15 protein-coding genes are annotated in these 23,775 nt (G+C 38.0%); 12 read left to right on the forward strand and 3 right to left on the reverse strand.

Annotation, left to right across the window (positions count from 1 at the left end):
- Window positions 1–708 precede the first annotated feature (708 nt).
- From trxA to RT228_RS16820, 3 genes are all read right to left on the reverse strand, one after another.
- Entirely contained in the window at window positions 709–1,026 is a 318-nt protein-coding gene (trxA, locus tag RT228_RS16810) for a thioredoxin (protein ID WP_006257591.1), read from the reverse strand.
- A 110-nt stretch (window positions 1,027–1,136) separates the two neighbouring features.
- Window positions 1,137–5,663 (reverse strand): DNA polymerase III subunit alpha, encoded by a 4,527-nt coding sequence (gene dnaE / locus RT228_RS16815; RefSeq protein WP_313138977.1) that lies wholly within the window; start codon window positions 5,661–5,663, stop codon window positions 1,137–1,139.
- 256 nt (window positions 5,664–5,919) lie between these two features.
- Window positions 5,920–6,525, reverse strand: a complete 606-nt coding sequence (locus RT228_RS16820) for a hypothetical protein (protein ID WP_006262653.1) — start codon at window positions 6,523–6,525, stop codon at window positions 5,920–5,922.
- 581 nt (window positions 6,526–7,106) lie between these two features.
- Between RT228_RS16820 and RT228_RS16825 the strand changes: the two genes are divergently transcribed.
- The 12 genes from RT228_RS16825 to metF all read left to right on the forward strand — a co-directional run bounded on the left by RT228_RS16825 (window position 7,107) and on the right by metF (window position 23,479).
- Window positions 7,107–7,634, forward strand: a complete 528-nt coding sequence (locus RT228_RS16825; protein WP_006257596.1) for a 30S ribosomal protein S16 — start codon at window positions 7,107–7,109, stop codon at window positions 7,632–7,634.
- Between the two features lie 12 nt (window positions 7,635–7,646).
- Window positions 7,647–8,177 carry a ribosome maturation factor RimM gene (gene rimM / locus RT228_RS16830; RefSeq protein WP_006257597.1) on the forward strand — a complete coding sequence of 177 codons (531 nt, stop codon included), beginning with the start codon at window positions 7,647–7,649 and terminating at the stop codon, window positions 8,175–8,177.
- Between the two features lie 64 nt (window positions 8,178–8,241).
- Window positions 8,242–8,772, forward strand: coding sequence for an adenylate kinase (locus RT228_RS16835; protein WP_313138982.1), 531 nt, complete (start codon window positions 8,242–8,244; stop codon window positions 8,770–8,772).
- Between the two features lie 303 nt (window positions 8,773–9,075).
- Entirely contained in the window at window positions 9,076–9,831 is a 756-nt protein-coding gene (locus tag RT228_RS16840; protein WP_313138984.1) for a GLPGLI family protein, read from the forward strand.
- A gap of 92 nt (window positions 9,832–9,923) precedes the next feature.
- On the forward strand, window positions 9,924–10,631 hold the full coding sequence (locus RT228_RS16845; RefSeq protein ID WP_006266183.1) for a tRNA1(Val) (adenine(37)-N6)-methyltransferase: 708 nt from the start codon (window positions 9,924–9,926) through the stop codon (window positions 10,629–10,631).
- Window positions 10,632–11,106: 475 nt separating this feature from the next.
- Window positions 11,107–12,381, forward strand: a complete 1,275-nt coding sequence (locus RT228_RS16850) for an O-acetylhomoserine aminocarboxypropyltransferase/cysteine synthase family protein (RefSeq protein ID WP_025125558.1) — start codon at window positions 11,107–11,109, stop codon at window positions 12,379–12,381.
- Between the two features lies 1 nt (window position 12,382).
- Window positions 12,383–13,522, forward strand: coding sequence for a PLP-dependent aspartate aminotransferase family protein (locus RT228_RS16855; protein WP_313138987.1), 1,140 nt, complete (start codon window positions 12,383–12,385; stop codon window positions 13,520–13,522).
- A 16-nt stretch (window positions 13,523–13,538) separates the two neighbouring features.
- Window positions 13,539–14,504: an alpha/beta fold hydrolase gene (locus RT228_RS16860; RefSeq protein WP_313138989.1), complete on the forward strand. Its 966-nt coding sequence runs from the start codon at window positions 13,539–13,541 to the stop codon at window positions 14,502–14,504.
- Window positions 14,505–14,516: 12 nt separating this feature from the next.
- Window positions 14,517–16,919, forward strand: a complete 2,403-nt coding sequence (gene thrA, locus RT228_RS16865; RefSeq protein ID WP_313138991.1) for a bifunctional aspartate kinase/homoserine dehydrogenase I — start codon at window positions 14,517–14,519, stop codon at window positions 16,917–16,919.
- Between the two features lie 632 nt (window positions 16,920–17,551).
- Window positions 17,552–18,745: an aminotransferase class I/II-fold pyridoxal phosphate-dependent enzyme gene (locus RT228_RS16870; protein WP_313138993.1), complete on the forward strand. Its 1,194-nt coding sequence runs from the start codon at window positions 17,552–17,554 to the stop codon at window positions 18,743–18,745.
- Window positions 18,746–18,791: 46 nt separating this feature from the next.
- Entirely contained in the window at window positions 18,792–22,523 is a 3,732-nt protein-coding gene (gene metH, locus RT228_RS16875) for a methionine synthase (RefSeq protein ID WP_313138995.1), read from the forward strand.
- The gene (metF, locus tag RT228_RS16880; RefSeq protein WP_006257609.1) at window positions 22,520–23,479 is read left to right on the forward strand and encodes a methylenetetrahydrofolate reductase [NAD(P)H]; all 960 of its coding nucleotides are present in this window, start codon (window positions 22,520–22,522) and stop codon (window positions 23,477–23,479) included. The genes metH and metF overlap by 4 nt, the downstream gene beginning before the upstream one ends.
- Window positions 23,480–23,775 lie beyond the last annotated feature (296 nt).

Genomic DNA, 23,775 nt, shown 5'->3' on the forward strand with positions numbered 1-23,775 from the left:
ACCCGCGACCCCATGCGTGACAGGCATGTATTCTAACCAACTGAACTACCAAACCTTCGTCGTTATTGCTTTAATGCGATGCAAATATACAACCATTTTCTACAGTACCAAATGTACTTTTAAAAAAATTCGAACTTTTCTCCTTATTAAATTTGATAAAACTGAGTATCAACAACATAAAACTTAAACTTTTTTTCATTTTTTTTACTCCATACCCTCTGCTCTTCTCATAAACAACAAAAATCATACTAATTCCACGTACTATTTAGCATCAGCACCTCTTATAATCTCCTGTTTTTCTCTAAAAAAGTAATGTGATTATTTAAAAAACAAGCCATCAAATCAAAAAACACAACAATCACCAACGATTTACAAACCAAAAAATACAATATCTCCTATCTGACAACTCGCTTTTCTACTCTTAAAACAAAAAACTGAGTAATCCTCTCCTCCATAAAAGAGCCATTCCTAAGATTATTTCTCTCTTATTAATACAATATGTCAAAGAACCTATGAATTACAATTCACTGACAAAGCTAAATATTCATGCATTCCTTATCTTACATACTGCTTATTATAGTCACCTCTGCATTGTTTTGCCCTATTATGGTCGCAACTATTGGGACACCATACTCACTTCTCTAGAATAGAGTCAAAAAAAAGACCCTCATTACTGAGAGTCTTCCTTAATACTATATATATCGAGGACTATAATAATCCTTCAATGAAATCTACATAAGTTTTCTTAGGTGCAACACCTACTTGACGTTGTACTACTTCACCATCTTTGAATACTAATACAGTAGGGATATTTCTAATACCAAATTTAGCAGCGAATTCTTGATTTGCATCAACATCTACTTTACCTACTACAGCTTTTCCTTCGTATTCTGAGCTGATCTCTTCGATTACTGGCCCTAACATTTTACAAGGTCCACACCATACTGCCCAAAAGTCAACCACTACGGGTTTGTCTGATTTTAATACTACTTCCTCGAAAGTAGCATCTGTTATTTCTAATGCCATTCTTCTTTGCTTTTATATTATATCAACAAACTTAATAAAATTATTATAGTAATCGACCTACATACAATTTTTTTTATCTATAAAAGCATTATCAAATAATATTGCTTTTACTAGTTTAATTTAAAATCTACTTGTAAGGCTTCCAGTTCTTCTAGTAATTCTGCTGTAATATTCACTCTGCTATTACGGCTAGTAAACTCTAATCTATTCACTACTCTGAACTCTGGTACATCCACTGCTATAGGCTCATCCATATCAAAGCTTTCACTAGCACCATCCTCTTCATCTCCTTCATTCATCCTTAGCTGTGGCACTGCTATAGGTGTAGCTTCTTTCTCTATTCGTTCTACCTCTAGTACCTCGAAGTTTACAAAGCTATCCCCTTGATATCTACTAAAAGCATCTTTGATTAACTCCGCTTGCCTAGAAGCCACATCTTTTACGTTCATCACTACAGTAAGTTTCTTAGCATAAGTAGGGATTACTTCATGTAATAACTTCATTTCCAAAAACTGAATACGAGGCTCGCTCTTCTCTCCTGTATCTTTATTTACCCAACCATCCTTAACTAATATCTTAATGTATACAAATGTATTGTTTAATAAGAAATGTCTAAACTTCAAGAACTCCTCATTGAACATTCTGAACTCAAAGCTCTCGTCATAACCTTCTATAGTAAACATAGCCCAATCTTTCCCTTTAGCAGAAGTACGGAACTGTACATCACTAATCATTCCTCCGAACATCAAATTGCGCCCTGTGAAAGGATTTAAGTCTGTCAACTCCTCTACCTTCACATTACAGAAATATCTCATCTCAAACTTAAAGTCATCTAATGGATGTCCTGAGATATAGATACCAACTACCTCTTTCTCCTTCGCCAACTTCTCCATCGTACTCCATTCCTCACAGATAGGCAATAGAGGCTCAGGTATCTGTACTTCACTACTCTCACCAAATAGACTAAACTGAGAAGAATTATCATTCTCCTGCGACTTAGCCCCATAGCGTATAGCTTTCTCTAAGAATACGATATTATCACTTGGATCCGTGTGGAAGTACTGTGCTCTATGTGTATTTTTAAAACAATCAAAACCACCTGCTAAAGCAAGGTTCTCGAACGCTTTCTTATTAGCAGATCTCAGATCTATCCTCTTCGCTAGGTCAAATACTGAAGTGTATAACCCATCTTTTCTATTCTCTACGATAGTGTTTACTGCCCCTTGACCTACTCCTTTGATTGCCCCCATACCGAAGCGAATCTCATAGTTGTCATTTACTGTAAACTTGTAGAATGATTCATTCACATCAGGTCCTAATACTTGTAGTCCCATGCGCTTACACTCTTCCATGAAGAAGGTAACCGACTTGATATCATTCATATTATTAGACAGTACAGCCGCCATGTACTCTGCAGGATAGTGCGCCTTCAGATATGCTGTCTGATACGCTATCCATGCATAGCAGGTCGAGTGAGACTTGTTAAACGCATAAGAAGCAAAAGCTTCCCAGTCTTTCCATATCTTCTCTAGTGTAGTAGCATCATGTCCTTTAGCAGAAGCCTGCTCTACGAACTTTGGCTTCATCTTATCTAGTACATCTTTCTGCTTCTTACCCATCGCCTTACGCAGTACATCAGCCTCACCTTTAGTGAATCCAGCCAACTTCTGCGACAGAAGCATCACCTGCTCTTGATATACCGTAATACCGTACGTCTCCTGTAAGTATTCTTCACATGCATCTAAATCATATACGATAGGCTCTTCCCCATTCTTACGACGAATAAACGAAGGGATATACTCTAGTGGCCCTGGACGATACAGCGCATTCATCGCTATCAGATCGGCAAACACGGTAGGCTTCAGCTCGCGCATATACTTCTGCATACCTGCAGACTCGTACTGAAACACCCCGATAGTCTCCCCTCTCTGGAACAGCTCGTAGGTCTTCACATCATCGATAGGTATCTTATCTGGGTCTATATCTATACCCGTACGATACTTCACTAGTTTAATCGTGTCCTTAATAAGGGTTAATGTTTTTAACCCTAAGAAGTCCATCTTTAGTAGACCTGCACTCTCTGCTACCGAGTTGTCAAACTGCGTTACATATAAGTCAGAATCTTTAGCTAGCGTTACTGGAACGAACTTCGTAATATCATCTGGAGTAATAATTACCCCACAGGCATGAATACCTGTATTACGCATTGACCCTTCTAATATCTTAGCTTGCTGTATAGTTTCCGCAGCTAATGATCCCTCTTGAGCTAAGGCTATTAATTCTTTTACTTTATCAAATTCTTCTGATCGAAGTACTCCTTTTATAGCGTTCTCATCCTCTGTTAAGAATCGATTCAGATTCCACTTAGACGGCATCATACCAGGGATAAGCTTCGCGATTCTATCTGCCTCAAATAACGGTAAGTCTAACACCCTAGCCGTATCTCTAATCGCAGACTTAGTCGCCATCTTACCATACGTGATAATCTGTGCTACCTGATTAGCTCCATACTTATTGATTACATAATCCATTACACGACCACGACCTTCATCATCGAAGTCAATATCGATATCGGGCATCGATACACGGTCAGGGTTAAGGAAACGCTCAAAAAGCAAATCATACTCGATAGGATCTAGATTCGTAATTCCTAGACAGTACGCCACAGCCGAACCCGCAGCCGAACCACGACCAGGACCTACAGACACTCCCATCTCCCTAGCTGCTGCGATAAAGTCTTGTACGATCAAGAAATAACCTGGATACCCCGTTCTCTCGATAGTCGCTAGCTCGAAGTCTAGTCGTTCTCGAATCTCCTCTGTCACCTCAGGATACCTCGCCTCTGCCCCTTTATAAGTAAGGTGTCTTAAGAAGTTATTCTCTCCACGTTTACCACTTCCATCTCCTTCTAAATCTCGCGCATCCTGAAACTCCTCAGGTATATCGAACTTAGGTAGTAATACATCTCGATGTAGCACGAATGGCTCCACCTTATCCACTACCTCTTGTATATTATAGATCGCATCAGGCAAGTCTGAGAACAGCTCTTTCATCTCCTCAGTAGACTTAAAGTAGTACTCCTGATTAGGAAGACCGTATCTATAGCCTCTACCTCTACCGATAGGAGTAGACTGCTTCTCACCATCCTTCACACACAATAGAATGTCGTGTGCATTCGCATCTTTTTTATCTAAATAGTAAGCATTATTAGTCGCTATCAGTTTCACATCGTGTTTACGTGCTAGCTCTACTAATGCCTTGTTCACGCGATTCTCATCCTCTTGATTATGTCGCATCAACTCTACGTATAGATCCTCGCCGAACTGCTCTTTCCACCATAGTAGGGCTTCTTCAGCTTGGCGTTCACCTACGTTTAATATCTTACCAGGTACCTCACCATATAAGTTACCCGTCAGTACCATCACATCTTCTTTATACTGCTCTACCACCTGCTTATCGATACGAGGTACATAGTAGAACCCGTCTGTATAAGCGATAGAAGCCATCTTCGCTAGATTGTGATACCCATTTTTATTTTTAGCAAGTAATACTACTTGATATCCATTGTCTTTTTTAGTCTTATCCGTATGATTCTCACAGATAAAGAACTCACATCCCACGATAGGTGTCAGTGTCTGTAATGGTTCCTCTCCATTCTCAGCGCGCTCTTTATTCTTAGCCTCTATCCCCTTATTATGGTTATTCACCGCCATCACGAAGTGGAATGCTCCCATCATATTACCGTGATCCGTCATCGCTACAGCAGACATATCACAGTCACCAGCCTTCTTCACTAGATTATTAATCGCTATCGTAGACTGTAAGATAGAGAACTGTGTATGCACGTGTAAGTGTGCGAAGTTCGCCTGATCTAATAATTCTTTCTCATGATCAGACACTTCCTCAGATGCTCCACCTTCTAGTTTAGCCAGTCGCTTGCGAATCTCTTCAGATGCTTTCTTTAAGTTAATATGTTTAAGACCAATCAGCTGAAATGGCTGAGGGTTAGCCTCGCGGTAACGCACGATATACTCCTCATCCTGCTGTAACTCTTGAGTAGAGAATGTCCCATGCTTGATCAACTCTAAGAAACATCGAGTAGTCGCCTCCACATCGGCAGTAGCATTATGTGCCTCAGCGAACTTCTCACCAAATAAGAATGTATGCAGCTCTGTCAGCGTAGGAAGCTTATATCTACCTCCTCTACCTCCAGGTAGCTTTAGCATCTCAGCCGTCACCTCTGTACACGTATCTAGTACAGGTAGCTCTGACATAATACTATTCACCCCCTTACGATAAAACTCACATCCCATAATATTCACGTCAAACCCAGCATTCTGACCGACGATAAACTTAGTCTTAGACAGTGCAATATTAAACTTCTCCAAGGCTTCCATTAGAGAAATACCATCTTGCTCTGCTAATTCTGTTGAGATACCATGTATGCGCTCTGCATCATAAGGAATATTAAATCCTTCTGGCTTAATCAGATAATCTTGATGCTCTATCAGCTTACCATACTCATCGTGTAACTGCCAAGCGATCTGTATACATCGAGGCCAGTTATCAGTATCGGTAATGGGCGCCTGCCAACTTTTAGGAAGCCCTGTAGTTTCGGTATCAAAAATTAAATACATACTTGATTATAAGATTTTTAACCTTAAATAAGGTAGAATAGTGTAAAAAACAAAGTTACAAAACTTTCACGAAGTGATGCTGTGATGTCGTTCTTTTGTGTTTTTGTGATGTCGTGATGTTGTATTTATGTTGTTCTGTACATTGTCATAGACTTGAATACATAAAGTATATAAAAAAGACCACTCATAAAGAGCAGTCTTATATATTTTTCATGCCGAAAGCAAACATTCCTAATTCCTAATTCTTAATTTCTGACTATTTCCCTACGCTCACAGACATTCTGTACACCACACCATCTTGGAATGACTTCATGTCCCTAAGTGTATTCTTATAATATTCTTTCTGTTTCGTAGTTAATTTATAAAACCCAGGCATAGTATCTTTCTTCATATTCGCAAAGAATTCTGCAGTGACCGTTCCAGGCACTTGACTATCCTTATCCGCAAACGTAAATTCACCAGTATTAGTGATATTATTCGCTGTTTTATAGATAGCGATAGGCACTTTAGTTACTTTATCATAAACGATATACTGTGCGAAAGCCGTCTTTAGGTCAGACACATCTACCGGCACTACATCCCCAAAAGCGAATGTTCTTTCTTCAGGTACGTCTGAGAAAGCATAAGGAACTCTTAAGGTAAACATCGTTGTATCCGTTTCTGCCTTTAGATACAGTATATTCTCATTAGCCACTCTTAAGTCAGTATATTGAGGTCTCCATGTTTCGAATTTCACTCCAGTTGTAAATTCTTCATTATTAACCATTGCAATAATACTCGGATCAGCAGTCTTCGTCTCATTCTCACATGCGATGAATCCTAACCCTAATACCATCAAAACTATCCCTATAACCTTTTTCATATTTTTAACTATCTTCTTTAATAACAGCAAATACAAAAATATAGTATTTTAACCACACAAAAAAGCTTTATTTTAATATAATATTAACTTTTGTATTCTCTCCGTAATTTACTAAAAGTAATTGCCTTTAAAGTTAGTTTACCCACCTAATTTCATTAATACTTCACTATAATATCCCTTCTTCATAACTATATTTATCTGCCCTCTTATGACACTAATGCCTCAATATTCCCTTTTTGCACAATAATGAAGACACACTCCTACCCTAACCACCTCACCATCAAATAACAAGGATAATTCTATACTAATTCCTTCGGATACCATTCGGAAATAACCAGTATTTACTTAGGGTAAAGAAAGGTTTACCGAAGCGTTCTAATTCTCTACCCGAATGATCTACAGACTAGCTCAGTTTAGAATAGTAGAAGAGAATTGATTTAATTACGTCATAGAACACACAGTGTGTCAGATAGATAGAAAATAAAAAAAATCAATATATTAACGAATCACTTCAAAATAAATATTATCTTTGCACCTCAATTTTGAACCGAGGTCGGGTACCTCAACTAATTAAATTAATTATGTCTGTAAAAATTAGATTACAAAGACACGGTAAAAAAGGAAAACCTTTTTACTGGGTAGTAGCTGCTGATGCACGCGCTAAAAGAGATGGTAAATTCTTAGAGAAAATCGGAACTTACAATCCTAATACTAACCCTGCAACTGTAGAATTAGATGTTGATGCTGCTGTTAAATGGTTATTCAACGGTGCTCAACCTACAGATACTGCTAGAACATTACTTTCTTACAAAGGAGCAATGTTAAAACACCACTTACAAGGTGGAGTTAAAAAAGGAGCTTTAACTCAAGAACAAGCTGACGCGAAATTCGCTGCTTGGTTAGAAGAAAAAGCTGCTAAAATCAACGCTAAGAAAGAAGGATTATCTTCTTCTAAAGCTGCTGACAAAGCTGCTAGATTAGCTGCTGAGAAAGAAGTAAACGCTAAGCGTGCTGCTGCTGCTCAAGCTAAAGCTGCTGAAGCACAAGCTGCTCCTGCAGAAGAAACTGCTGAAGCAACTGAAGAAAGCAACGAAGAAACTCAAGCATAATTTACTAGCGATATGCGTAAAAAGGATTGTTTCTATTTAGGCAAAATCGCAAAGAAATTTAGCTTTAAAGGGGAGGTGCTTATTTATTTAGACACCGATGAACCTGAGTTATACGAAAACTTGGAATCAGTGTTCGTCGACTTCGACGGACAACTGGTTCCTTTTTTTATGGAACAAGCTTCATTACATAAAAGCGATTTTTTAAGAGTTAAATTCGAGGAGTCTAACTCTGAAGAAGATGCCGACCGATTAGTCGGATCAGAGATATACCTACCACTGACGATGCTTCCTAAACTAGAAGGAAACAAATTCTACTACCACGAAATCACTGGTTTCGATGTAATAGATACTAACGAAGGTGAAATAGGTCAACTAAAAAGAGTAAACGATAGTAATTATCAACCTCTATTCGAGATAGACTTTAACGGAACCGAAATATTAGTTCCAATGATAGATGAACTTATCCATAAAGTAGATCGTGAGAATAAGAAGTTATATCTTAATGTACCTGTTGGGTTATTAGATATTTATTTAGGTAGATAATACATCATACAATACAACCTCGAGACACTTGTTTCGAGGTTTTTTGTTTTTATATTTGTCGATTATGGTAGCACTACGTGACTTAGGTAATCGCATCTGCATCATTGGGCTTAGCTCCTCTGGCAAGTCTACTCTAGCACAAGCTTTAGGGAAGAAACTGAATCTAAATATCCTTCATTTAGATCAGATAGCACATATCCCTAATACAGACTGGACACCTCGTGATAAAGCACTTATGACAGCTGATCATCAGGCATTCTTAACGGATCATACAGACTGGGTGATAGAAGGCAACTATAGCTTCTTAATGCCTGAGCGATTTAAAGAGGCTACCTGTATTATCTGGCTAGACTTCTCTCCTATCGGAGCACTGTATAGATATATTAAGCGCAGTATCACGCACAGAGATACTCGCCCTGGCAACTTAGATGGTGCCAAGAGTCAATTCAGTATGAAAATGGTCAAGTATATCTTATTCGAAGCTCCTAAGAAAAGCCCTAAGTATGTAGATCTGATTAATAATAGTTCCGCTACCTTCATCCATATCAGAAGTTTTAAAGAACTGATGAAGTGGTATAGAATGTGGGGATTGTAAATAATCTATTCTGATAGTTGTTAAATTGATTTAAAATTGATTTAAAATTGATTTAAAATTCATTTATACCCTTTATAATACCTATAACTTACTTTCCACATTATCTCTTTATTCTTTCCAAGGTTCTTTCAAGCCTCTACCTCCCCTTTTGGTTATTCCTTGACTACAAATTACGCTTAATTAGTTTAAAAAATATATTCTAATTTTTTATCAACAGCACAAATAAAAGACCTCAAAACATAATTAATAATCTGTAGATAAGTTAAATAAAAGAATTATATTAGATTCATAAAAACCACAATTATGAAAAAGTATCTATTCTTATTATTGATTATGACCTCTTCTTTTGCTCAGAATACCTCTGAAGTAGAAGTGATGAGATACAATTATAAAACGAGTATTGCCAATGGGTCTAAGAAGCTTGTCCGCGATGGTAATGCTATACTTGATATAAAAGATAAAGAATCTAGATTTACAGATCTGATGAACTATAGTTTTATAACCTCTCAAAAAACAGACAATCCTGAAAAAAACAATAAATCAACCTTTAAATGGACTGTATATGCTGATGGAACTAATACTTCGTTCTATGATAAGATAGGATTAGACCTGAGCTATTATGAGGAAGATAAGAATAGTATAAAGTGGACTATACTTCCTGAGGTTAAAGACTGGAATAACTATAAGATACAAGAAGCAACTGCTACTTATGGTGGTAGAGCATGGACAGTGCTATTCACCCAAGATATACCTGTACAGAGTGGACCTTATAAATTCATTAATCTACCAGGCTTCGTAGTGAAGGCTTGGGATAGTGAGAATCACTTTGTTTTTGAACTACTTGACAGTCAGAAAGTATCTACTTCATGGGATATTGTCACTGATGATAAGTATGCAAAATATTCGAAAGACCAGACAAATAAAGCACGTAAAGTAGCGGCTAGTAAAACGTATGCACAACTATTAGAAGAAAAAGGTACTGTCCTGGACAAAGCAACTGCTGAATATTTCAATAGAAAAGTAGGTGACAGTGAGAACCCTATTGAACGTGATTTTTAACTTAAATCTTTTATTCTACCTTACACTTCTGTACAGCTATACATTAGGTCGCTAAACGTCCTTTTTGTACTTTTGCAAAAAGACTAAGCAAGATGTTTCAATTTAAACAGTTTACGATACAGCAGGATAAATGTGCGATGAAGGTAGGTACGGATGGAGTACTATTAGGAGCATGGACACCGATAGACAATAATCCTTACAATGTGTTAGACATAGGATCAGGCACAGGACTATTAGCCTTAATGATGGCGCAGCGTACAGGTGCAGAGCAGATAGATGGAGTAGAAATAGACGAAAACGCACATGAGCAAGCTGTAGAGAACTTTGAGAACAGCCCTTGGGGTGATAGACTATTCTGTTACCATGCCGATTTAGAGACCTTCGCTAATGAGATGGAAGAAGAATATGATCTAATTATCTCTAATCCTCCCTTCTATAGTGAAGATTATCACACGAATGATAAGCAGAGAGATACTGCTCGTTTTCAGGATGCGATGCCTTTTGATTTATTAATTGAGGCGGTAGAATATTTCTTGTCTGAGAAAGGTGTCTTTAGTGTAATTATTCCAGCCAAAGAAGAAGAGACACTGATGAGATTAGCAGCCGAGTTTGGTATCTATCCATTCAAGGTAACTCGCGTTCGAGGGAACGAACAAGCTGAAATCAAACGTAGCTTAATTGCTTTTTCACGTCAATTAGTGGAGAAAATCCCCTTAGATGAGCTAACTATCGAAGTAGAGAGACATCAGTACACTCCAGCATTTGAGGCACTTGTGAGAGATTTTTATTTAAAATTATAAAAAAAGTTACTTTTATTTTGTTTATTCCAAAATAAATTAATGATATTTGTACCAACGAAAACAAAGAAGAAAAAATGAATACAGTTTATACAATGATGATGACAATGATGATGTGGAGAAATCCGCAGGGCTTGTTATTTGCATAAACTTAAATTCTAAATAACATATATAAAGCCCTTGCAATAGCGAGGGCTTTTTTTTTACACCAAACCAAACAGTATATAATTAGATAAATATAAATACCATGATTTTCAATACTAACACAATGATGATGGCAATGATGATGATGAACATGATGATGTTCACGACGCCCTATTGCCTAAAGTCAACGAGTTAGTTATAATCTAAACAAAGAGATTAAAATACTTGAAGTCCTTTTGGCAATGCCGAAAGGACTTTTTTTATGCCCTTTACTCAGCAGGGTTAAGTACTGAGAAAACAAAAAAAGTAACTAAAACATTAAAAAAATATAACCATGAGCAATCTAAATTTTTCAACACAAGCATTACACGCAGGACACAATGTACAATCTACAGCAGGAACAAGAGCTGTGCCTATCTATCAGACATCATCGTATGTATTCGAAAATGCTGATCATGCAGCAGGTGCTTTTAACCTGTCTATCCCAGCGTATATCTATACAAGATTAAACAACCCTACTAACGATATCTTAGAACAACGCTTAGCAGCACTTGAAGGAGGTATTGGAGCAGTGGTAACAGCATCAGGAGCATCTGCTATCTCTACAACGTTCTTAACATTATTAAAAGCAGGAGACCACATCGTATCATCTAATAGCTTATACGGAGGGACTTATAACTTATTTAATGTTACTCTTCCAAGATTCGGTATCAACACCACTTTCGTAGATCCATCTGATGTAGAGAACTTCAGAATAAATATTCAAGAGAACACAAAAGCAATATTCGTAGAGAGTTTAGGTAATCCTAAGTTAGACATCATTAACCTAAAAGCAGTAGCTAAGATTGCACAAGAGTTTAAGATACCTTTCATAGTAGATAACACTGTTGCCTCTCCTGCTCTACTTAATCCGATTGAATATGGAGCTAATATCGTAGTACACTCGCTGACTAAGTATATCACAGGTAATGGTACTTCTCTAGGTGGGGCGATTATTGATGCAGGGACATTTGATTGGTCAAGTGGTAGATTCCCTGAGTTCACAGAACCATCACCAGGATACCACGGACTAATATATCACCAAGCATTAGGTAATGCCGCTTTCATCGCTAAGATAAGAGTAGAAGGATTAAGAGATTTAGGTGCAGCACTTAGCCCATTCAATGCTTTCCAAATCATCCAAGGATTAGAAACATTACCTATTCGTATCCAAAAGCACAGTGAGAATGCTCTTGCATTAGCAGAGTGGTTAGAGAAACAAGATGCTGTAGCATGGGTAAACTATCCGGGACTTAAATCTAGTGCTTACCATGACTTAGCAAAAGAGTACTTGCCTAAAGGACAAAGTGGAGTGGTAACATTCGGATTGAAAAAAGGATTTGAAGCAGCGAAGACAGTAGCGAACGAGACAAAACTATTCTCACTACTTGCCAATATCGGAGATACTAAGTCCTTAATCATCCACCCTGCTTCTACTACACATCAACAATTAAGTGTGGCTGAACAGAAAGCAACAGGAGTAGCACCTGACTTAATCAGACTATCAGTAGGAATAGAAAACATTGAAGATTTAAAAGCCGATTTAGCTAACGTATTTAAAACATTATAAGATGAGTACCCAAACAGATATACTAAAACATATTCCGATAGACCCACACACAGGAGCCATCGCCGTACCGATCTATCAGACTACGACATTCGCTCAAGAAGCACCAGGGGTAAACAAAGGATTTGACTACACACGTACCAACAATCCTACTCGTCAAGCCCTTGAAGAATTAATTGCTTCTTTAGAGAACGGTGCAAAGGGTTTTGCTTTTGGAAGTGGACTTGCTGCAATAGATGCTGTATTTAAAACACTGAGTCAAGGAGACGAAGTAATCGCCGTAGCTAATATATACGGTGGCACCTATAGGTTATTGAATGAAGTCTATGCAAAGTTTGGGATCAAGACTCATTATGTAGATACAACGGTAGCCGCTAATGTAGAGAAAGCAATCAATGACAAAACAAAATTGATATGGATAGAAAGTCCTACTAACCCTACACTGCGTATATCAGATATACAAGCTATCACGAGTATCGCTAAGCAACATAAAGTATGGGTATGTGTAGATAATACCTTCGCTACCCCAATAGCGCAGAAGCCGTTAGACTTAGGAGCTGATATCGTGGTACACAGTGCTACGAAGTATATAGCAGGACATTCTGATGTAGTAGCAGGATTAGTAATAACCAAAACAGAAGAAATCGGAAAGGTCATTAAGTTTCACCAAAACTCAACAGGAGCTATACTAAGTCCCTTCGATAGCTTCTTAACCATCAGAGGCATTGAAACACTCTTGTTGAGATATAAAGGTTATTCTGAGAATGCTATCCAGATCGCAGAATACCTCAGCACACATCCGAAGATAGACAAGATATACTATCCTGGATTAAAAAGTCATGAAGGACATGAGCTTGCTAAGAAGCAACAAAAGTATTTCGGGGGTGTCATCAGCTTTGATCTAAAAGAGAATACAAAAGAAGCTGCCTTACAAGTCATACAGAATTTAAAGCTCTTTACCCTAACAGAAGGTTTAGGAGGTATAAAGAGCTTGAGCAATTATCCCTTTGAAATGTCTCATGGCTCCGTACCTAAAGAGACTAAAATACAAGCTGGGATAACAGAAAGTCTAATACGACTATCTATAGGATTAGAAGAAACAGAGGATTTAATAGAAGATATCAAACAAGCATTAGCACAATAAATAACAATAGAATACCATGAGTCGCTTACAAGAAATAACAATCACTAATCATACACTACCAAACGGAAGTACACATACTTTTCACTTCACCTATCAGGTGGTGGGACAACCTCTACACAGTGCTCCTATCGTATTGGTTAACCATGCTTTGACAGGGAATAGTCAAGTAGCTGGAGACAACGGCTGGTGGAATAGTTTAGTGGGTTATGACAAAGTAATAGACCTCAACAAATACACAGTGATTGCTTTTGATATCCCCGGCAATGGTTTTAACCAACAAGAGGCACACCTCATCCAAGATTATAAAGCACTAACGACTAAAGTTATCGCTGAAGTGTTTTGGAAAGCCTTAGACCGATTACACGTAAGTCACCTTTACGCGATCATCGGAGGAAGCTTAGGAGGAAGTATCGCATGGGAGTTAGCTTTTATAAGACCTACGGCAGTAGATCATTTAATCCCAATTGCGACAAGTTGTAAAGCATCAGATTGGTTAATAGGTAATGCCTTAGTACAAGACAGCATACTGAACAACTCATCAAAGCCGATAGAAGATGCTCGTATGCATGCTATGCTACTCTACCGCACTCCTGCATCGCTCCAGCAGAAGTTCGCCAATGGGTATAAAGAAAGTGAAAACCAATATGCGATAGAGAGTTGGCTTAAATATCATGGGCAGACTTTAGAAAGTCGATTTAAGCTACAAGCTTACAAGCTAATGAATCACCTGCTCAAAACAATAGGTCAAGAACAGACACAAAATAGTCTAAAGGCTTTTGCTCAACTAACAAGTGCACAGATACACTGTATAGCAGTAGATACAGATTATATGTTCACAAACAAAGAACAAGAACAGATAGTCGCTTTATTAAAGGACTGTTGCAAACACATTACATACCAAGAGATTCAATCAATACACGGCCACGATGCCTTCTTAATTGAATACGAACAATTAAACAATTTATTAAAACCATTATTCTAAAATCAGCACATCATGAAAATAGTAAAGTTTGGAGGAAAGTCTCTTGCATCAGGGCAAGCTTTTGACAACGTAATAAATATCATTAAGACAAAGGTAAACGAAGGGCCTATTACCATAGTAGTTTCTGCTATCGGAGATACAACAGATATCTTAGAGAATATATTAGATTTAGCAAAGACTAAACAAGATTATACAACTGCTTTTGAAGCGTTCAAAAACAGAGCATATCACAATGAAGCAGATATACATACAGAAATAGAAGTATTGAGCAAATTATACGAAGGAGTTTCTTTAATTGAAGACTACGGGTTAAAAATTAAAGACCAAGTATTAGCACAAGGAGAATTAATATCAAGTAAGATATTAGCTGCTCAGTTAAATGCTAAAGGAATAAAAGCCATTGCCGTAGATAGTCGTCAATTCTTTATCACAGATAACAACTTCGGTAGTGCACAAGCATTAGATGAAGTATCGAAAAAGAAAACACAAGCTTACTTTGCTACCTTAGACAAAGGGACTATTGCAGTAGTAACAGGGTTTATCGGTGCAACTGAAAAAGGGGAAACGACTACACTAGGTCGCAATGGTAGTAACTACTCAGCAGCTCTATTAGCTAATTTTATTCAAGCAGATGAATTGCAAAACTATACTCACGTAGATGGTATCTATACTGCTAATCCAGATTGGGTTAAGAACGCTCAGAAGATAGAAGAACTTCACTTCGATGAAGCAAATGAGTTAGCTAACTTCGGAGCTTCTATCTTACATGCTAAAACGATATTACCTCTAGTAGAAAACAATATTCCTCTGCGTATCTTGAATACATTAAACCCAGATAACAAAGGAACATTAATCTCTAACAAGACTACTGCTAAAGGAATCAAGTCTCTTTCTGTACAGTCTAATGTTGCCTTAATACAGTTTGAAGGACGTGGGTTATTAGGTATCGTAGGAGTTGATGCTCGTGTATTTACAGCATTAGCGAATGAAGGAATTAGCGTAGGTGTTATCTCTCAAGGTTCTTCAGAACGTGGATTAGGTTTTATCGTAGAAGAGAAAGATGCTGATAAAGCAGCAGAAGCACTAAATAGAGAGTTCTCTAATGATTTCTATACTCGTGATGTGAACAGTATCTCTATCATCCGAGATATAGCAGTGATCTCTATCATCGGTCAAAACCTAAGTACATTTGACAAGCCTTATGCTGCATTAGTGAAAAATAAGATCGTTCCTATTCTATTCAACAATACGGTAACAGGAAAGAACGTAAGCTTAGTTGTTCGTAAAGAAGAAGCAAAGAAAGCATTAAATGTCATCCACGGGCAAATATTCGGTATCGCGAAGAAGATAAACATCGCTGTATTCGGACACGGATTAGTAGGAGGAACTTTAATCGACCAGATCTTACACTCTGCTCAATCTATAGAAGGTAAAAAGAATATAGCTCTTAACATCTTCGCTATTGGTAACTCAAAAAAAGTATTGCTAAACGATGGAGGTATTAACTGTAACTGGAGAGAAGATCTAAAAGAAAAAAGTGTTGCTTATAATATCCAAGAAGTAATCGACTATGCGAATGCTAACCACTTAGAGAACTTAATAGCTATAGATAATACAGCTTCGGGCGAGTTTATCAAGAATTATATTCCGTTAGTAGAGAATGGTTTTGACCTTATCTCATCAAATAAGATAGCAAACACCATCTCTTATAGCTTCTACAAAGAGCTTCGTCAAACATTAAAGGCAAACCACAAAGAATATCTATACGAGACAAACGTAGGTGCAGGTTTACCATTGATTGATACGATTAAACTACTTCACTTATCAGGAGAAAATATCACAAAGATAAAAGGAGTGTTCTCAGGAAGTCTAAGCTACATCTTCAACAACTACTCTATCCAAGACAGACCATTCAGTGAAGTGCTGAAAGAAGCGATAGAGAAAGGATATACAGAGCCAGACCCACGAGAAGACTTATCTGGTAATGATGTAGGACGTAAGTTATTAATTCTTGCTCGTGAGTTAGACCTACAAAACGAGTTCGAAGAAATTAATATCCAAAACTTAATTCCAACAGACTTACAAGCTGTGGATACACCAACGTTCTTAAACAGTTTAGAGAAGCTAAACCCTTATTTCGATAAGATAAAACAAGACTTAGCACCAGATACAGTACTTCGCTATGTAGGAGAGTTATCAGGTGACTTACAAGAAGACAAAGGAGTATTAGAAACGAAGCTAATCGAAGTACCGACTAGTTCAGCATTAGGACAACTAAAAGGTTCAGACAGTATATTCGAGATATACACAGAGAGCTATGGAGACAACCCTATCATTATCCAAGGAGCTGGAGCTGGAGCATCTGTTACAGCACGCGGAGTGTTTGGAGATATCTTAAGATTAGCTGATAAATAAATTGGTTAACGGTGGACAGTTGACAGTGAACAGTTCTTGCCTTCGGCATTGTGTACACATAGTATATCAATGTAGAGACGGATTATCATCCGTGTCACCCAAGGTTCATCAAGTTTATTAAATCTATAAACAGAGTCGTTGTTGTGGATTTAGGGAACAGTAAACATTTTTTTGCCTTCGGCATTGAGTACACATAGTATACCAATGTAGAGACGGATTATTATCCGTGTCACCCTAGGCTCTTCAAGTTTACTAAATCTGTAAACAAGGAAGTCATTGTCTTGAATTGATATTGTGGATTTGGAGGACAGTGAACAGTTTTTTGCCTTCGGCATTGTGCACACATAGTATATCAATGTAGAGACGGATTATTATCCGTGTCTCCCAAGGTTCATCAAGTCTATTAAATCTTAAAACAGGTAACTGAAAACTGTGAAACGTTATAGTGTCCCACTTTATGCTACCATTTAATACTATAATAATCATATTAGATCATAATAGTCAAGTATGTAAAAAGACTTTATACAAGCGACTACTTTTGATTTGTATTTGATATATAACTATTACCCAAAAACTAAAGACTAACACCGTTAACTGTCCACTGTGAACCGTTAACCGTAAACTAAATAAAGATGAATACAACTAACAATGAAGAAGGCTGTTGTTTTGAGACACAAGCCATAAGAACACAGACAGAGCGCTCCCAATACAATGAGCACTCTACACCACTATACCTAACCTCTAGCTTTGTCTTTGACGATGCAGAGAATATGCGTGCTGTATTTGCAGAAGAAATACAACAATACTCTTACTCTCGCTTTACTAACCCTAACCAAACAGAGCTGGTTGAGAAGATACGTTTATTCGAAAAAGCAGAAGCAGGTTTTGCCTTTGCTACAGGTATGGCGGCTGTGTATTGTAGCTTGTTCCCATTATTAAAAACAGGTGATCACATTGTTTCTTGTTCTAATATTTTTGGTTCTACGAGAGGGTTATTCAGTAATACCTTTCCAGAGTGGGGAGTTGAGACGAGTTACTTTGACCTTAATCAAGTATACGATGTAGAGCAATTGATTCGACCAAACACAAAGATTCTATTTGCAGAGAGTCCTACTAACCCAGGAGTAGATGTATTAGACTTAGCTTACTTAGGAGAGATAGCCAAGAAGCACAACCTTATTTTTATCGTTGACAATACCTTCGCTACACCCTATCTACAGAACCCTATTACCTTAGGAGCTCATATCGTAGTGCACTCTGCTACAAAGTTAATTGACGGACAAGGTAGAGCCTGTGGAGGAGTGACCGTAGGATATAAAGAATACATCCATAAGATATATCTGTTTGCCCGTACCATAGGCGCTAGTATCTCTCCATTTAATGCCTGGGTATTATCTAAGAGCTTAGAGACATTAGCCATACGAGTAGACAGACATTGTGAGAATGCCTTGACTATAGCGGAGTATTTAGAACAACATCCAGCAGTGGAGTTTATCAAATACCCTTTCTTGCCAAGTCATCCACAATACGAAGTAGCAAAAAAACAAATGAAACAAGGTGGTAACATTATAGCTTTTGGTATCAAGGGAGGTATTGACGCAGGTAGAGCATTCTTAAATGCTTTACAGTTATGTAGTCGCACTGCTAATCTAGGAGATAGTAGAACTATCGTTACCCACCCTGCTTCTACCACACATAGTAAGGTTCCTGCAGAAGAAAAAATAGCCACAGGTATTACAGACAACCTGATACGTCTATCTGTCGGCTTAGAGAATACAAAAGATATTATCCGTGACTTAGAACAAGCCTTAACTGCTGCACAGTAAAACAAGTTCAAGACACTTCAAAAAACATTGATTAAAAGAGAAAATTATGTCAACAACACTTACACATACTGATATCAGAAGCCTATTAAAACAAAGAACATTAGTACTCGATGGAGCAATGGGTACAATGCTTCAGGCTTACCGATTCTCAGAAGAAGACTTTAGAGGAGAGCGCTTTGCTGATTTTGCTCATCCTTTAAAAGGAAATAATGACTTGTTGTCTATCACTCAACCTGACGCTGTAAAAGAAGTACACAGACAATATCTTTTGGCAGGAGCTGATATTTTATCTACGAATACCTTCTCGGGTACTACCATTGCTATGGCAGATTATCACCTTGAAGATATAGTATACGAACTAAACTACCAATCGGCTAAGATAGCGCGAGAAGTAGCAGACGAAGTAGAGGCCTTAGACCCTAATAAACCTCGTTATGTAGCAGGAGCTATTGGTCCGACGAATAAGACAGCGAGTTTATCTCCTGATGTAAATAATCCAGGATATCGTGCCATTACTTTTGAAGAACTACGTATAGCGTATAAACAGCAAGCAGAAGCATTATTAGACGGTGGATGTGACTTACTATTAGTCGAGACTATATTCGACACCCTTAATGCTAAAGCAGCTTTATTCGCTATAGACGAGATACAAGCAGAACGAGGTATCGATATTCCGATTATGATTTCAGGTACGATAACTGATGCTTCGGGGCGTACCTTGTCAGGACAGACTGTTGAGGCTTTTCTGATTTCTATAGCACATATCCCTTTATTGAGTATAGGGTTTAACTGTGCTTTAGGAGCAGAACAATTAGAGCCGTATGTAAAACAACTGAGTCAACACGCAGCAGTGAATATCTCTGCTCACCCAAATGCGGGGTTACCAAATGCCTTTGGAGAATATGACCAAACACCAACAGAGATGAAAGAACTAATCGATAGCTTCTTGAGTCAAAACTTGGTACAGATTATTGGAGGTTGTTGTGGTACTACACCAGAGCATATTAAGTTAATTGCTCAGGCAGTAGCAGAACACAGTAAAGATAGACAACCAAAGCAATTCAACCTAAAGCCTGTGCTTGCCTTATCTGGATTAGAACCACTATATGTAACTGCCGAGACTAACTTTATCAACATAGGAGAGCGTACCAATGTTACAGGTTCTCGTAAGTTCCTGCGTTTGATTAAAGAAGAGAAATTTGACGAAGCCTTAGCTGTTGCAAGAGAACAAGTAGAGGGTGGTGCTCAGGTTATAGACATTAATATGGATGAAGGACTCTTAGACGGTGTACACTGTATGACTAACTTCCTTAATCTCATAGCCTCTGAACCAGATATTGCGAAAGTTCCTATTATGATTGATAGCTCTAAATGGGAAATTATCGAAGCAGGACTACGCGTAGTACAAGGTAAAGCGATTGTGAACTCTATCAGCCTAAAAGAGGGAGAAGAGTTATTTATCGAACACGCTAAATTAATCAAACGCTATGGAGCTGCCTCTGTAGTAATGGCATTCGACGAAAAAGGACAGGCAGATTCTTTAGAACGAAGAATAGAAATATGCAGACGCTCTTATGATATATTAGTCAACCAAGTAAACTTCGCACCCCAGGACATCATCTTTGACCCCAACATATTTCCTGTTGCGACAGGAATGGAAGAGCACAACAACAATGCTTTGGACTTCTTTAATGCCACCAAATGGATTAGAGAGAACCTTCCTTACGCCAATGTAAGTGGTGGTGTAAGTAATGTTTCTTTCTCGTTTAGAGGGAATAATAAAGTACGTGAAGCGATGCATGCAGCCTTCTTATACCATGCGATACAGCACGGTATGAATATGGGTATTGTGAATCCTGAGATGTTAGAAGTGTACGATGAGGTAGACAAGGATCTAATGGAACACGTAGAAGACGTGTTGCTAAATAGACGAGATGATGCGACTGAACGCCTACTTGACTTTGCCGAAAGTATTAAAAATGAAAGTGCTATTCAATCAATCGAAATCAAAGTAGAAGAATGGCGTTCAGGTAGTATCCAAGACCGACTAACACATGCATTAGTAAAAGGAATAGAAACTTATGTTATAGAAGATACAGAAGAAGCTCGTCTAAGCGTACCTCAACCTATCCAAGTCATTGAACAATACCTAATGAATGGAATGAATGTAGTCGGAGACCTATTCGGAGCAGGTAAGATGTTCTTACCACAGGTAGTGAAGTCTGCACGTGTGATGAAGAAGGCTGTAGCCTATCTACTTCCGTTTATTGAAGAAAGTAAAAAACAGAATGCAGAAGCCTCTGTAGGTAATGCTGGTAAGATACTTATGGCTACCGTGAGAGGGGATGTACACGACATCGGTAAGAATATCGTAGCTGTGGTATTGGCTTGTAATAACTATGAGATTATAGACCTTGGGGTAATGGTTCCACCTGAGAAGATTATTGAAACAGCTATTAAAGAACAAGTGGACATCATTGGACTAAGTGGATTAATCACTCCTTCTTTAGACGAGATGGTACACTTAGCTAAAGAATTAGACAAGGTCAATAGCAATATTCCAATCATGATTGGTGGAGCAACTACTTCACGTGTTCATACAGCTGTGAAGATAGCACCAGAGTACAAGAATTGTGTTGTACATGTACACGATGCCTCACGTTCAGTTACCATTGCTAATCAGTTATTACAAAAAGAAATTGAAACAACATTTAAAGATAACATCAGAGAAGAATATGATCAGCTAAGACGCGATTACTTAGGCAGAGCAAGAGACAAGAGCTATATCACAATAGAACAAGCAAGAGCTAACAAAGTCAAGATAGAATGGGATGCTAAAGACATTGTCAAACCCAACTTTATCGGTACAAAAACCGTAACAGTAGAATTAGACGAATTATTGCCATTTATAGATTGGGCACCGTTTTTCCGTTCTTGGCAGTTGTATGGTAAGTTCCCTCAGATATTAACAGATGAGGTAGTCGGGCAGACAGCTACACAAGTATATGACGATGCCTTGATTATGTTAGACAAGATTATTAATGAACGTTGGTTCGAAGCACGAGGTGTCTTAGGCATTTTCCCTGCAAATCAAGTTAATGATGATGATATCGAAGTGTACAATGAACAAGGAGAAACATTAGATAAGTTATTAACACTGCGTCAACAATCATTAAAGAATATCAAGGCTCCGAATATTGCCTTAGCAGACTTTGTTGCTCCAAAAGAAAGTGGATTAGAAGACTACATTGGTTTATTCGCAGTCTCAACAGGTTTTGGAGTAGATGAAATAGCAAAAGAATACGAAGACGACCTTGATGACTATAACGCTATTATGGTGAAGGCATTAGCAGATCGTTTAGTAGAAGCCTTTGCAGAATATCTGCACCACCGTGTCCGCAAAGAGATTTGGGGGTATGCCTCTGCAGAACGCCTTAGTAATGAAGAACTGATAAAAGAAGCGTATCAAGGTATCAGACCTGCACCAGGATATCCTGCTTGTCCTGATCATTTAGAAAAAGGCACAATATGGAAACTCCTACAAGTCGAAGAACGAATAGGTGTTAGTCTAACAGAAAGTTATGCGATGTTCCCTGCTGCTGCAGTATCTGGTTACTACTTCGCCCACCCACAGAGTAGATACTTTGGGTTAGGTAAGATAGAACAAGATCAATTAGAAGATTATGCCAATAGAAGAAATATATCAATAGAAGAAGCTGAACGTTGGTTATCTCCCAACTTAGCACAAAATAATAAATTAACGACGAACGAATCATGAAAGTAACAGAACATATCCAAAAAGCAAACGGTAAAACGCAATTCTCTTTTGAGATATTACCTCCCTTAAAAGGACAAAATATTCAAGGAATATTTGACTCTATCGAACCGCTAATGGAGTTTGATCCTCCTTTCATAGACGTAACGTATCATCGAGAAGAATATGAGTACAAAGAAGCAGGCAACGGACTGTGGGAAAAAAGAACAGTTAGAAAAAGACCAGGAACTGTCGGCATTTGTTCGGCTATCCAAAATAGATTCAAGTTGGACGCCATACCGCACATCTTATGTGGAGGATTCACCAAAGAAGACACCGAAAACTTCCTCATAGACCTTGATTTCTTAGGTATTGATAATGTTGTAGCCCTTAGAGGTGATGCTGTAAAGAACGAAACTTACTTTAAGCCTGAACCCAAAGGAAATAAGTATGCCTCTGACCTAGTTACCCAAATAAGTGAACTTAACCAAGGTATCTATTTAGACCCTGAACTTGAGAATACCAGTAAGACTGACTTCTGTGTTGGAGTAGCAGGTTACCCTGAGAAACACATGGAAGCACCTAACTTTGACACAGATCTTAAATACCTAAAGCAGAAGATAGACAATGGAGCAGAATACATTGTTACACAGATGTTTTTTGACAACAGTAAGTTCTTTGCCTTTGTAGATAAATGTAGATCAATTGGTATTGATGTGCCGATTATCCCAGGACTAAAGCCTTTAGCTACCTTAAGCCAACTCAATCTATTACCTCAACGTTTTAAAGTTGACTTACCAGATGATTTGGTTGCTGAGGTACTCAAAGCAAAAGACAATGCTGCCATCCGCGAAATCGGTATCGAATGGTGTGCCCAGCAGTCAAGAGAATTGATAGAAGCAGGAACCCCAATAGTACATTACTACTCTATGGGGAAATCTGACAATATCAAGAACATCATTAAGCTTGCAACAGTTTAGAGAACAGGGAGCGGTTGACCATTTGTAGACCGCAAACTAATAAGCTCGTTATTTATAATTTTTTGGTTGTGATAAACCTCTTGTCTTAGGGCAAGAGGTTTTATGTTTTATACAAATCATAACTCCACAAAAAACCAACCATCTATATCATTCTACACAATAAAAATTACGCATACAGCTCCACAACGTACATAAGGTAGAGACGCAAAATCTTGCGTGTCAAACACAGTAACCACAATATACTGAACCGTAAACCATAAAAACAATATTTCAAAGAACATCCTCTAAGTGAGCTT

Source organism: Myroides sp., assembly GCF_032073645.1.
Taxonomy (GTDB): domain Bacteria; phylum Bacteroidota; class Bacteroidia; order Flavobacteriales; family Flavobacteriaceae; genus Flavobacterium; species Flavobacterium odoratimimum.

Coding starts and splice junctions, on each gene's coding strand:
- trxA (WP_006257591.1), bottom strand. CDS start 1,026: ATGGCATTAGAAATAACAGATGCTACTTTCGAGGAAGTAGTATTAAAA.
- dnaE (WP_313138977.1), bottom strand. CDS start 5,663: ATGTATTTAATTTTTGATACCGAAACTACAGGGCTTCCTAAAAGTTGG.
- RT228_RS16820 (WP_006262653.1), bottom strand. CDS start 6,525: ATGAAAAAGGTTATAGGGATAGTTTTGATGGTATTAGGGTTAGGATTC.
- RT228_RS16825 (WP_006257596.1), top strand. CDS start 7,107: ATGTCTGTAAAAATTAGATTACAAAGACACGGTAAAAAAGGAAAACCT.
- rimM (WP_006257597.1), top strand. CDS start 7,647: ATGCGTAAAAAGGATTGTTTCTATTTAGGCAAAATCGCAAAGAAATTT.
- RT228_RS16835 (WP_313138982.1), top strand. CDS start 8,242: ATGGTAGCACTACGTGACTTAGGTAATCGCATCTGCATCATTGGGCTT.
- RT228_RS16840 (WP_313138984.1), top strand. CDS start 9,076: ATGAAAAAGTATCTATTCTTATTATTGATTATGACCTCTTCTTTTGCT.
- RT228_RS16845 (WP_006266183.1), top strand. CDS start 9,924: ATGTTTCAATTTAAACAGTTTACGATACAGCAGGATAAATGTGCGATG.
- RT228_RS16850 (WP_025125558.1), top strand. CDS start 11,107: ATGAGCAATCTAAATTTTTCAACACAAGCATTACACGCAGGACACAAT.
- RT228_RS16855 (WP_313138987.1), top strand. CDS start 12,383: ATGAGTACCCAAACAGATATACTAAAACATATTCCGATAGACCCACAC.
- RT228_RS16860 (WP_313138989.1), top strand. CDS start 13,539: ATGAGTCGCTTACAAGAAATAACAATCACTAATCATACACTACCAAAC.
- thrA (WP_313138991.1), top strand. CDS start 14,517: ATGAAAATAGTAAAGTTTGGAGGAAAGTCTCTTGCATCAGGGCAAGCT.
- RT228_RS16870 (WP_313138993.1), top strand. CDS start 17,552: ATGAATACAACTAACAATGAAGAAGGCTGTTGTTTTGAGACACAAGCC.
- metH (WP_313138995.1), top strand. CDS start 18,792: ATGTCAACAACACTTACACATACTGATATCAGAAGCCTATTAAAACAA.
- metF (WP_006257609.1), top strand. CDS start 22,520: ATGAAAGTAACAGAACATATCCAAAAAGCAAACGGTAAAACGCAATTC.